The organism is Anaerolinea thermophila UNI-1, assembly GCF_000199675.1.
GTDB lineage: Bacteria > Chloroflexota > Anaerolineae > Anaerolineales > Anaerolineaceae > Anaerolinea > Anaerolinea thermophila.
Genome location: NC_014960.1, coordinates 2,282,407 through 2,295,404 on the forward strand (window position 1 = coordinate 2,282,407; position 12,998 = coordinate 2,295,404).

Here is a 12,998-nt window from a genome sequence, read left to right on the forward strand (position 1 = left end):
CATCTCCTATGCACATTTTATTTTTATCCCGCTGGTATCCTTTCCCGCCCAACAATGGGTCTAAACTGAGAATTTATAATTTACTCCGTTTTCTGGGGCAGAGTCACACCATTACCCTGGTGTCCTTCTATGACCCTGACGAAGGGATTGTGCAGGAGCCTGTACCCTCATTTTGCAAAGAAGTATATACCCTGCCCTGGAAGGAATTCCGTCCTACCCATTGGAAAGCCTTATTGGGGTTTTTCCACCCATACCCCCGTTGGGTTGTTGATACATATTCCAGAGAAATGGAACATCTGGTAAACGGCCTGCTCGAAAAGCACTCTTTTGACGTAGTCATCGCCAGTCAAACGATCATGGCGCCATATGCAAGAAAAATCCAGGGGACTCACAAAATTTTAGAAGAAGCCGAAGTGGGGGTATTCATTCATAGAGCCAGAAAATCATCCGGTACATTGGGAAAATTCAGGCATTCTCTGACATGGCTTAAGTATCAACAATATCTGCAAGGGCTTTTCAGAGATTTTGCCAGCATCACGGTAGTCTCTGAAGAAGAAAAATCTTATATTCTCCCCCTCACCCCGCAGCCAGAAAAAGTGGAGATTATTCCTAATGGCGTAAAGGTCCAGGATTATGAGACCGTCATGAGAAATCCCGTTCCTAACACGCTCATTTTCACCGGCTCGTTCCGCTATTCCGCCAACTATGAAGCCATGATGTGGTTTGTTTCCCAGGTATTTCCCCTGATTCAAGCCGAAATCCCTGAGGTTCGATTAATTATTACCGGAGATCCGGCAGGAAAACGCTTGCCATTTAATCCTCAAGTGACCCAGACAGGGGGAGTTCCAGATGTGCGCGAATGGATCGCCTCTTCCTGGGTTGCTGTTGCTCCCCTGCAAATAGGGGGAGGAACCAGGTTGAAAATTCTGGAGGCAATGGCACTCCGTACCCCAGTTGTCTCCACCTCAAAAGGTGCAGAAGGGCTGGATGTGCATTCCCCCAAGCACCTTATCATCGCCGATTCCCCGGCTGAGTTCGCCAGAGCCGTAATTGCTATTTGTCAGGATCCTGCTCTTCGAGAAAAAATTGCCACTTCCGCCTTTGATCTTGTGAAAGAAAAGTACGATTGGGATTCCATCCTGCCGCGATATCAGGAAATTCTTACAGGAATCACCTCTCCTAAAGTACTGGAAAGAGGGTAAGAAAATGTTCTCTCGAATCACCCAAAAATGGTTCAAAATCGATCTCGAGGCTATTCAAGATTGGCTGGATGAACATAAAAACTTACTGATTCGAGTCATTGTTATACTCGGCCTGGCAGGATATCTGTTTCTACTGCCTCGCTATGCCATTGGCAAACACCGCATCCCCCAAATGATCATCTTTGCCACTTTAGGAATCGGTGGATTGGCTGTTTTAATTTCTCAACCGGTTCTGGCAACTTTGCTGATCATTCCGGCTACTCTACTCGTACCTTTTGGAATTGGCACGGGTACCCAATCGAACCTTAATGCTGGCATCCTCATGGTACTGGCTTGTGCAGGATTATGGGTGCTTGAAATGATCGTGGTTCACAAAAAAATATCTATTATCCGCTCCAGACCCTTTCTGCCGTTATTTCTGCTCATGGTTTCCTCTGTAATCTCTTTAGGGTTTGGACAACTGCCTTGGTTTAACATGCCTCACGCCTCAATGGCTTCTCAAATCGGTGGCATGATGATGTACATTCTGGCAGGATTGACCTTTCTCGTAGCAGCACATCGCCTCTCATTACCTTCCCTCAAATGGGCGGTCGTCTTGTTTCTAGGGCTGGGTAGCATTTATTTGTTTTTGCGTCCCCTGACAAACCGCTATTATTCACTGGTGTATCCTGTAGTGAGTCTTTTCGAGCAAGGCGCAACAGGAAGCATGTTCTGGATTTGGATTCTCAATATCAGTGTTGGACAACTGATTTTCAATCATCGTATGCCCCTGCTTTTAAAAATTGGGCTGGGTGGAATACTTCTCGCCTTCTTCTACAATTCTCTTGTTCTCGGACGAGAGTGGACCTCAGGATGGCTTCCGCCGCTTCTTGGGGCAAGCGCAATCATTTTTGTAGGGTTTCGTCGGACAAGAATTCTCATTGGTGTATTCGCTTTGACCGCCATCATCGCTACGTTCCCATCCCTGCAAAGCACAGTCATGGGTGGAAATGAATACAGTCTGGTCACCAGAACCGAAGCATGGGAAATCCTGCTCAAAGTGGTGCAGGTAAACCCGATTTTTGGTGTAGGGCCTGCCAATTACTACTTCTACACACCTATTTTCCCTATTCGGGGATATTACGTACAGTTCAACTCTCACAACAATTACATGGATTTACTGGTACAGACCGGCATCGTGGGCTTGGGATTATTTATCTGGTTCATGACCGAACAATCCATCCTGGGTTTGCGAATGATGACAAAAGTCCCCGAAGGATTTGCCAAAGGGCTGGTGTACGGAATTTTTGGCGGAACTATCGGGACCATTGTAGCAGGGATGTTTGGTGACTGGGTCATTCCCTTCGTCTATAATGTGGGCTTTAACGGCTTTCGGGCAAGCATTCTAGGCTGGTTTTTCATGGGGGGACTGGTAGCACTCGAACAAACTTTTCAAAGCCAAGAAGGCAAATGAGGTGTTATGGATCTCTCAATCGTCATTGTGAGTTGGAATGTAGCCTCGTACCTGGAAAATTGTTTGGATTCAATCTTTCAAAATGCACCCAATTGTTCTTTTGAGGTCTGGGTAGTGGATAATGCCTCTGTGGATCAGAGTGTTCAGATTATCAAAAAGCGGTTTCCTCAGGTTCATCTGGTTGAAAATTCTCAAAATGTTGGATTTGCCGAAGCCAACAATCAAGCCATTCGCCAATCGAAAGGTCGGTACGTGCTTTTGCTCAACCCCGATACGCTAGTTCACCCTTATGCCCTGCAAAGGCTGGTAGATTTCATGGATGGACACGCGGAAGCCGGAGCCGCCGGTTCGCTATACCTTTCCCCTAATGGAAAAATGCAACATTCCTGCATGCCATTTCCTACAGTGAGCAGGGAGTTCTGGCGCCTTTTCCACCTTGACGCTCTATGGCATTATGGCACGTATAACATGGAAAGATGGGATCGCCAAAAGGAACGTGAGGTAGAAAGTCTTCAGGGGGCTTGCCTGATTTTGCGTCATTCCGTGCTGGATGAAGTTGGGGTGTTAGACCCGGATTATTTCATGTACACTGAAGAGGTTGATCTGTGTTATCGTATTCATCACAAAGGCTGGAAACTCTATTGGGTACCTCAGTCGGTTATCACACATTTTGGGGGACAGAGTACTCGTCAAACTGCAAAGCAGATGTTTTTGTGGTTATATCGAAGCAAAATCATGTTCATCCGAAAACATTTTGGGGAAAAGAAAGCCCAGGAATACAAACAGGTCATTCGATGGGCTTCATTGCTTCGAATTGGGATTGCACCTTTTGTACAGCTTTTGCAGTCTTTTACTCCAAAGGACTATGTTAAGAATATTGAAAATTACCGTGAACTGATGAAACAGCTACCTGCAATGTAAGGGGGTGAAGAGGAAGAATGGAATCAAAAAGAGAGGCACTTCGTTTTCTCAGAATTCTTAGGGGTGATGTGCCCAATACATCCAGGCGGGGCTGGAACATTCATTTGGAAGGTGCCTTAAGTTGGCTAAATCTTGCAATTGCTTCTACGGGAGGTATTGGGTTATCAAAGGGGTTCGATTTATTACGGAGGAAGTGGCATCCCTTGTATCCGGAAATTACCGGTTATACCATTCCGACACTGCTGAACCTCTACTTAATGACCGGAAACTCACGCTGGGAGGCTCTTGCTCTTAAATGGGCCAAAAACCTGCTTCAATACCGCTCCATAGAGGGCGGAATTTACTACTGGGATCATCAAAAATCTCATTATCCTGTTATTTTCGACACCGGACAGGTGATTTTTGGATGGGTGGCGGCATACTGCCACACAGGCAACCCTCTTTTTCTGGAAGCCGCAGAACAATCTGCAAACTGGCTGGTTCATCAGCAAAGAGAGGATGGCGTTTGGGTTAATCACCAGCATCTTAATTATCCCAAAGTCATTGATGCAAGAGTGGATTGGGCTCTGTTGGAACTTTACAAGGTCAGGCCAAAACCTGTGTATCAGCAGGCGGCTTTAAGAAATCTCAACTGGGTTCTCCAGAATCAACACCCCGATGGATGGTTTTCTCATTGTGGCTTTCGTAGATTTGAGGCGCCTTTCACCCACACCCTTGCGTACACGGCTGAAGCCTTATTCTACAGTGCGAAAATCACGGACGATGAGCGATTCATGGAAGCCGCGCAAAAAACCGCTGAGGCGTTGATGCACTTCCAGCGCCCTGATGGATCTCTGGCAGGGGCATTTGGAAAACATTGGAAAGAAGCAGAAAAATCCACCTGCCTTACGGGAAATGCCCAAATAAGCAAACTGTGGATAGAAATGTCAAAAGAATTTCACACCTCTGAATATAAAGTCGCCGCAGAAAAATCTCTTGAATTCCTCTGCAAGACACAAATTCTGGGAACCAATTTTTGCGAGATTCTTGGCGGGATTGCCGGTTCTTATCCTATTTACGGGAAGTATGAACGCTTCAAGTATCCTGCATGGGCTTGTAAATTTTTTATAGATGCCCTTCTCGCCGTTCAAAAAGATAACGCTACCAGGGAACTCTTATTTTATTCAGGATAGGTGATTATGGCATTTGTCTTTTGGGTTTTGTGGCTGATTTTATTGATTCCCACTCTTTACTGGGTCCTCCTGGCAATTGCCTCCATATATACCCCGCGAAGAAGAGCATGGCAAAATGAGTTACCTCAAACCCGTTTTGCCATCGCCATTCCTGCGCATAACGAAGAAACCGTCATAGCCGAAACAGTGAACCGGCTTCAAGAACTGGATTATCCTGCACACCTGTTTTCAGTTTTTATCGTTGCCGATCATTGCTCCGATCAGACCGCAAACAAAGCCCGCGCCGCCGGAGCCACTGTTTTTGAACGCAAGGAAGGTCCACGTTCCGGGAAAGGCGCAGCCCTTTCGTGGTTATTTCAGAAAATTTTTGCAGACCCCACTTTTCAAGCCATTGTCGTTTTTGACGCCGACACCCGGGTAGATAAAAATTTCCTTCGAGTAATGGATATGCGTTTGAGAGAGGGATCTCAGGTTATCCAGGGGCAACACCGCATCCGCAACGAGAACGATGGTTGGTTTCCACTGCTCACCTGGGCAATGTTTCTCATTGATAACCGGTATCAGAACCTGGGGCGCAATAATCTGGGGTGTTCTGCCAAACATATGGGCGATTCGATATGTTTTCGTACTGAGGTTTTGCGAAAACTGGGCTGGGGAGAAGGATTGACCGAAGATTACCAGTTACGTCAACGCCTTTTGCTGGAAGGGATTCGCATCGAATACGAGCCTGAAGCCCTGGGCTTAGGCGAAGCCCCACTGACCTGGCAACAAGCCCGCGCGCAACGGGCACGCTGGTTACGGGGTACCCGCGATGCCAGCCGCACATTAGCCCCTCAATTGCTCAAGCAGGGAATCCGTAAGCAAAACCTGGCAATGCTGGAAGGGGCTTTACAGGCTTACTTCCCTTCCTTTTCCACGTTGAGCGTAATTGCTGTATTCTTTTTCTTCCTTCTCCTTTTGCTGTATTGGACAGGCAGAGCACTTCCTCCCTCTCTTCTTGCCGCTTGGGGTGGGTTAGTCATGGTTCTGATATTTTATCCATTTGGAGGACTCGTTCTGGAAAAAGCCCCCTTCAAAGCCTTTCTTGCCATACTGACGGGCCCATATTTCATTTTGTGGAGGACCGCTCTTGCTCTCCAAGCCCGACTGAGCCGCAAACCCGTCGTATGGATCAGAACAGCACATGGGAGAGGAAAATGAGACGTTCTCCGCTTTTCTGGATTTGCACCCTAGCCGTCATTCTCAGAGTGGGGGTGGCTGTTTACCTGGGAAATACCGTCGAAGCCCTCCCGGGGGTATCGGACCAGTTGTCCTATCATCACCTTGCCATTCGGGTGGTTGAAGGCCACGGCTTTAGTTTTGACCGGGCATGGTGGCCCGCTACTCGCGCGGGAGAACCTACCGCTCACTGGAGTTTTTTATACACGTTTTACCTGGCTGGTATTTATGCTCTTTTTGGAGTTCACCCTGTCTTTGCAAGAATCCTCCAGGCAATTCTTGTAGGAATTCTACAACCCTGGTTATCCTACTGGGTTGGCAAGCAAATCTTTGGACACAAAGTGGGAGTGTGGGCTGCGTTTCTTAATGCCATATACCTGTACTTTATCTATTATTCCGGCACCCTGATGACCGAACCATTTTATATCACTGCCATCTTGGGGGTGCTTGCATTAACCATTCAACTCACTCAATCAGCCAAAACGTCCCTTCAGCAAACAAGAACCGCAATCCTCTTGGGACTTGTATATGGAATCGCTGTTCTTCTGAGACAATTGTTTTTGTTGTTTTTACCTTTCTTAATCCTTTGGATCTTTATCAAAAACCAACAGGAAAAGATTGGTTTGCAATGGTGGCATGGGGTTATTTCTCTTGGAGTCATCCTTGTCATGATTCTCCCGTTCACGCTCTATAACTACCAGCGTTTTGGAGAATTTGTCCTTCTCAACACAAATTCTGGTTATGCATTTTACTGGGCAAATCATCCTTACTACGGAACAAAATTTATTCCAATTTTGAGCGAAGAGGAATATCTCAACCTCTTACCTGAGGAATTGCTCTCTTTGAATGAAGCCGCCCTGGATAAAGCCCTGCTCAGCCGCGGCATTCAGTTCGTGCTTGATGACCCCGTGCGATATGGGATGTTAAGTCTGAGCCGCATCCCGCCTTATTTTGATTTTCTGCCCAGGTCAGAATCAGGGTGGATCAGCAATATCACCCGCGTGTTCAGTTTTGGGGTGTTCTTTCCTTTCATGCTGGTTGGTTTGTTTCTCGCAATCAAGGATACGTTTAAGACCATTCCAACGTTCTTTTCCTCTCCGCCTGCTCTGTTGATTCTCTTTTCCATTGTGTATATTGGCATTCATGTACTCACCTGGACCCTGGTGCGGTATCGGTTACCTGTCGATGCCGTATGGCTCATCTTTGCAGGACTGACCTTCGTGCGCATCTCTGCCAGAATGTTTCATCCTGTCTCAAAACCATGAATATCCTCTACTATGTCCCTTATCCTCCTAACCTGATACGGGTTCGCCCCTATAACCTGATTCGTGCACTGCTTGAACGAGGACACTCCATCACCTTAGCCTCACTGATTACTTCTGCTGCAGACGGGGAAGACTTACACAGACTTGAAGCCATGGGTGTACAGATTGTGTCAGCGTCGATGCCCAAATGGCGCTCCCTGGTGAATTGCATTGTGTACTTGCCTACCAGACATCCCATGCAGGCAGTGTATTCCTGGAACGCCTCACTGGCAAACCGATTAAGGGGACTCATTAAGAAAACCCAGTTTGACATTGTCCACGTGGAACACCTGCGCGGGGCGAAAGTCGGTTTATCCCTCATAAACGGAGCAAACCCTCCCGTTGTTTGGGACAGCGTGGACAACATCTCTCATTTGTTCCGTCAAGCCGCTCAGAAAGCCACCACCCTTTCAAGCAAAGCCATCACCTATTTCGAACTGCTACGTACCCCGTCCTACGAACGCTGGTTATGCGAGCAGTTTGATCAGACGCTGGTCACTTCCCCAGTCGACCGTCAGGCTTTTCTGCATTTAAACCCCAGGTATCCAGAACGCCTCAGCGTTTTACCAAACGGCGTGGATCTGCGCTTTTTTACCCCCGGAACACCTGAACAACGGCAAGATAATGAGATTGTGGTAAGCGGCAAAATGAGTTATCACGCAAATATCAGCATGGTGATGCACTTGGCACACAACATCATGCCCTTGATATGGAGTCAACGTCCAGATGTAAGACTAACCATTGTGGGCAAAGATCCGCCAAAATCTATCAAAGAACTAAGCCAGGATTCGCGTATTACCGTAACTGGGGAAGTCCCAGACATTCGCCCTTATCTTCAGCGGGCTACAATTGCAGTAGCCCCTATCACCTATGGCGCTGGGATTCAAAACAAAGTCCTGGAAGCCATGGCATGCGCTACCCCGGTAATTGCCAGCCCGCAGGCAGTGCAAGCACTGAACTGTACAAATGGTGAAGATTTGCTAATTGCAGAAGCGCCTCAAATCTTTGCGGAGAAAGTACTGCTCTTGATGCAGGACCGTATAATGAGAGAAACTTTGGGACAAAATGGACGCAGGTATATTGAACACCACCATTCCTGGAATGCCATGGCAAAAAAACTTGAAGAAATATACCAACGAGTGCTGAACTTTAGAGAAATTGGCAGAAACGCCTGAAATGAATCCATTGAAATTGTATTACAGTTATCTACATTATCGTAAAAAAGAAGAGACAGGAAACCTTTCTTCACGTACAATTGAAGTGAAGGTCTCTGGTATCGGACCTGCATGATAGAAAAGAAGGATGTTCCATGAATATTATAGAGTATCTTACCCCGCTCAAAAAATGGTGGTGGTTGCTTGTTATTTCCACTCTGCTGGCCGCTGTATCCAGTTTTGCTTATTCGTGGAGACAACCCCCTGTGTATCAGGTGCGAACAACCCTGATGGTTGGAAATACCCTTAACGCGCCTAATCCGAGTGGAGGAGAATTTTACCTTCAGCAACTGCTGGCAGGGATTTATGCAGACATTGCCTATCGAGAACCGGTAAGGCAGGCAACAATGCAAGCCCTGGGACTGGATTTTCTGCCTGAGTACACTGTGCGTGCATTACCCAATTCCACCCTGATTGAGATTGTGGTCAACGACACCGACCCCGTACGGACAACTGTGGTTGCCAATGAACTGGCGAAACAACTGATGAATCGCAGCCCATCTCTGGATGGGAACAGCGACCAGGACCGGGAGTTTCTGCAAAATCAATTAGAAATCGTGCGCAAGCAAATTGAAGAGACCCGCAAGGAATTAGAAAATCTTCAGTCCCAATTGAGTAACCTGACCAGCGCCCGTCAAATTTCCGAAGTTCAGGGACAGATTCAATTCCTGGAAAACCGATTAAATAGCCTGCAATCAACCTACGCAGCGCTTTTGTCCAACACTCAACAAGGCGCAACCAATGCTCTGACCGTAATTGAACCAGCCGAACTTCCCACCCGTCCTGTGGGACCCAATCGCATGGCAGGGATTATTCTGGCTTCAGGTTTGGGGCTGGTACTGGCAGCAGGGGCAGCATATCTTATTGAGTTCTTAGATGACACAGTAAAAACTCCTGAAGAAGCCAAAAGAGTGGTACCCTACCCGGTACTTGGAGAAATTATTGAGTTCCCCCAGGGTGCTGATACCTGGACATACGCGCTTCAAGAACCACGAGCACCCGTGACCAATTCTTTCCGCGTGCTAAGAAACAACCTGGATTTGCTCCAAAAAGATTACCCCATTCGATCCTTGCTGGTCAGCAGCGCAGGAAAGTCTGAAGGGAAGTCGGTAGTGGTTACCAACCTGGCAATTGTCATGGCACAACGCGATCGAAAGGTAATTTGTGTAGATGCAGATTTTCACCGTCCTGTCATGCATCAGGCAATTCATTACGACAATCACGAAGGTTTGAGCGATGTGCTATTGGGAAAAAAATGTCTCCAGGAAGTTATCCACCCCTGGATTGGGGAAAACCTTATGCTCATCCCCTCAGGGGAACTTCCTGAAGACACTGCTGACCTGTTAGGCTCGCGGAAAATGGAAGAAATTATTGAGACGCTCACGCAAATGGCAGATATGGTCATTTTTGACGGTCCTCCCTTCTTCCTCGCCGACGCTTCTATCCTCAGTACTAAAGTCGATGGCTTGTTGCTGGTCATTCGTCCCGGGTATACCCGCAAGGATGCTGTTAAAGCCGTGAAGGAACAGGTTGCTCAGTTGAATCTTCCCCGGGTTTGGGTAGCATTAAACCGCGTTCCCAAGAAAGAGTCGTATTATAGTAAGTACTACCCTTACGAAAATAAAAAGAAATCTTAACGTTCAAAGGGAAAAAGTTCTTAGATTGTTCTGTGAATTTCAAGCATGATAAGGAGGATGAAAAACATCCTCCTTATTTTTTTGCTGGTTCAATTGCTTGCCTCTTGTGCGGCACACCCGCTCCCCGAGGATAGCAAAGGCGTTTACGAATCCGTCCCTCCTTCAAATACAAATGCACCTGAGCAAACCCCATTTTCAGTTTTTCTTCCAACCGTCATAAGACCAGAGGAAAGTCGCTATCGGATCAACGCCCGTTACCTGCCAGATGAGACATGGCTTGTGCCCTCATCAATATTCTGGTTTGGAAAAGTCACCCGCTCTGAGAATTACGTGGATGTACGCACAGGCTACGGGGATCAAAACTTAAAATTGCACTTTGAGGTGTTTGATCGCATGTTGTGGTACGACACCAGTCCCACCACAGCAGAATTATCCCAATATGACGCCATTGGTGTTTATTTGAAAACTTCAGGGGCAAATGGGAACACACCGGACTCACAGTCATATCTGTTCATCGTCCAGAGCCACCCCAATTATCTGGACAAATCCCAATACATGGCATCCTTCCGATGGAATGGTCAAGAGTGGACAAAGAGCACCATTCCCTTCAATATCAGACTGGCTTACGCTGGAGAAGGTGGTTATAACCAGACCAGCAAAGATAACCGCGGATGGTTTATCGAAATGTCCATCCCATACACAAGCATGGGATTCAGTCAGAACCCCGTAGCAGGAACGACTTGGGGACTCGCTGTGGTTTTATACGACCGCGATGATGCCAGCAGTTCCCTTCCCGCAAAACAATGGCCTCCCAATGCAAATTTAAGCATCCCTGCCACATGGGGAACCTTAGGGTTTGGCTTGCCTACATACAGTGCCCCTCCCTCCATCAATCAGAACACCATGGTCATCCGTGAAGGCTGGAATGCCTCCAAAGTACCTGATGCCAGCGTTGGGGGAAGTACGGTTTGTGGAGAAGGGACGGATTTCTTCGGAACCTGGGGAGATACTCCTGAGAGTTTTTATGCCAATCGTACCGTTAACAATACCCAATTCAATATTCAAAACCAGATGGATGTTGCTGATTGGCCCTGCTTTGCCAAATACTACATCACTTTTCCACTGGATGCCCTTCCGAAAGGGAAAGTCATCGTTTCTGCAAAACTGGTTTTGCATCATTTTGGGAACTCAGGCGCACCTGGAGAAGCCGAAGACTCCCTGATTCACGTTATGCTGGCAGAGAGGGACTGGGACGAACGCACATTAACATGGAATAATGCCCCCCTGGCACTGGAAAATTTTGCTGCAACCTATGTACCACCTTTGCTCAGTTATCCCGGGGATATGGGCGTTCGTCGAGAATGGGTTATTACCCCTGCGCTGGTACGTGCTTACCAAAAAGGAGAGCCTTTGAGACTGGTCTTATACTCCTCTGATTCTGCCCGTCACAGTGGGAAGTATTTCTGGGCTTCAAACCGCCCTGATTTAGAGGCTTCGCGTCCTGCTCTGGAAATTATCTATGGAGACCCAACACCCTGAGCCATTCAGCGGGAAAGTGGCAGGCTTAAGGTAAATTTTGCACCACCCTCTGGACGATTGGCGGCTTCGAGAGTACCACCGTGAGCGAGAGCCAGCTGGCGGGCAATTGCCAGCCCCAAGCCTGTACCCTCAGAGGATTGATTACGATTTCCACGATAAAAGCGTTCGAAGATAAAAGGCAGGTCTTCAGGAGAAATTCCCGGGCCAGTGTCTTCAACCATAAAAGCGAGCATGTTGCCTTGCTGAGACACCCTCAAGGTAATCCTGCCTCCTTCAGGGGTAAAACGCAAGGCGTTGCTCATCAGATTGTTCAAAATCTGCTCAATCCGGCGTTCATCCCCCTGAATCGACAGCCTCATTCCAGAAGTTTCATCCACTATCTGCAAAGAGATTGATTTGGCATCTGCTTCAGGACGAAAACGCTCATAAATTCTCCGCACCAAATCCAATGGAGCAATTTCACGAAATTCCAGAGGAATCTGCCCGGCATCGGCTAAAGCCAGTACTCTTAAGTCTTCAACTAACCTTGCAAGAAATTCCGTTTGATCCAGAACAGGCTGAAGATTTTCTGGAGTGAGAGGATAAATACCATCCTGGAGCGCTTCCAGATGCGCCCGCTGAACCGCAATGGGAGTACGCAATTCATGAGCAATGTCCGCCGTCATGGCTTTTCGGTTTTTCTCGGCTCTTTCCAGTGAGTTTGCCATGTGATTGAACGTTCGAGCAAGAACAGCCAGTTCATCTTTCCCCTTCACCGGAACTCGCACAGAAAGGTCTCCCTCTGCCATCTTTTGAGATGCCTGAATCAGAGACTTCAAGGGAGATAAAAAACTGTTTGACAGAAATAAAGCCAGAATCAACGCCGCAATTCCTCCGACAATTCCAGCCCAAATACTCGCTTGTGTAAGACGACTGAAGAGTTGAGCGCTGTTCTGTCCCCCCATCACCCCACCTTCAACCAGCAAATAGCCAATGATGCGATTTTGTGTATCGCGCAGAATAACCGCACGAGTACGTTCAAGAAGAGAAATGCGCTCTCCCACCACTCCCTGAGTATCTGCAATGACCCTTCCTGAGGTATCGGCTACGCGCATCCTGGAACTCATCATTCTGCCCATGCCACGCCCTGTAGGCAACAGGGCTTCCACACCTTCCCATCCCCCGTTTTGCTGGTAATACGTTTCCAGTGCACCCGCCAGATCATTTACACCAACCATTCCTCCTCGGAGCATGAAGGAACGTAACTCGCCGATAGACGTGTACTGGAAGATGAGAATGACACTGAGCGCTGTGATCAACGCCACCAAGCCATAAGAAAGCAACAGTTTCACTCTCATG

10 protein-coding genes are annotated in these 12,998 nt (G+C 47.6%); 9 read left to right on the forward strand and 1 reads right to left on the reverse strand.

Features of this window, described 5'->3' with window-relative positions:
• The first annotated feature begins 8 nt into the window (after window positions 1-8).
• From ANT_RS10160 to ANT_RS10200, 9 genes are all read left to right on the forward strand, one after another.
• Entirely contained in the window at window positions 9-1,202 is a 1,194-nt protein-coding gene (locus ANT_RS10160) for a glycosyltransferase (RefSeq protein ID WP_013560426.1), read from the forward strand.
• 4 nt (window positions 1,203-1,206) lie between these two features.
• Window positions 1,207-2,655 carry an O-antigen ligase family protein gene (locus ANT_RS10165; RefSeq protein WP_013560427.1) on the forward strand — a complete coding sequence of 483 codons (1,449 nt, stop codon included), beginning with the start codon at window positions 1,207-1,209 and terminating at the stop codon, window positions 2,653-2,655.
• Window positions 2,656-2,661: 6 nt separating this feature from the next.
• Entirely contained in the window at window positions 2,662-3,576 is a 915-nt protein-coding gene (locus ANT_RS10170) for a glycosyltransferase family 2 protein (protein WP_013560428.1), read from the forward strand.
• Window positions 3,577-3,593: 17 nt separating this feature from the next.
• Window positions 3,594-4,748, forward strand: coding sequence for a prenyltransferase/squalene oxidase repeat-containing protein (locus tag ANT_RS10175; RefSeq protein ID WP_013560429.1), 1,155 nt, complete (start codon window positions 3,594-3,596; stop codon window positions 4,746-4,748).
• A 6-nt stretch (window positions 4,749-4,754) separates the two neighbouring features.
• A complete protein-coding gene (locus ANT_RS10180; protein WP_041454921.1) occupies window positions 4,755-5,948 on the forward strand; it encodes a glycosyltransferase family 2 protein in 1,194 nt (397 codons plus the stop codon).
• On the forward strand, window positions 5,945-7,231 hold the full coding sequence (locus ANT_RS10185) for an ArnT family glycosyltransferase (protein ID WP_013560431.1): 1,287 nt from the start codon (window positions 5,945-5,947) through the stop codon (window positions 7,229-7,231). Before ANT_RS10180 ends, ANT_RS10185 begins: the two co-directional genes overlap by 4 nt.
• The gene (locus ANT_RS17365) at window positions 7,228-8,445 is read left to right on the forward strand and encodes a glycosyltransferase (protein WP_013560432.1); all 1,218 of its coding nucleotides are present in this window, start codon (window positions 7,228-7,230) and stop codon (window positions 8,443-8,445) included. The genes ANT_RS10185 and ANT_RS17365 overlap by 4 nt, the downstream gene beginning before the upstream one ends.
• Window positions 8,446-8,579: 134 nt before the next feature.
• On the forward strand, window positions 8,580-10,121 hold the full coding sequence (locus ANT_RS10195) for a polysaccharide biosynthesis tyrosine autokinase (RefSeq protein WP_013560434.1): 1,542 nt from the start codon (window positions 8,580-8,582) through the stop codon (window positions 10,119-10,121).
• Between the two features lie 279 nt (window positions 10,122-10,400).
• Window positions 10,401-11,660, forward strand: coding sequence for a DNRLRE domain-containing protein (locus ANT_RS10200; protein WP_172634613.1), 1,260 nt, complete (start codon window positions 10,401-10,403; stop codon window positions 11,658-11,660).
• Between the two features lie 5 nt (window positions 11,661-11,665).
• On the opposite strand, the gene ANT_RS10205 is transcribed toward ANT_RS10200, so the two are convergent.
• Entirely contained in the window at window positions 11,666-12,997 is a 1,332-nt protein-coding gene (locus ANT_RS10205; protein WP_013560436.1) for an ATP-binding protein, read from the reverse strand.
• Window position 12,998 lies beyond the last annotated feature (1 nt).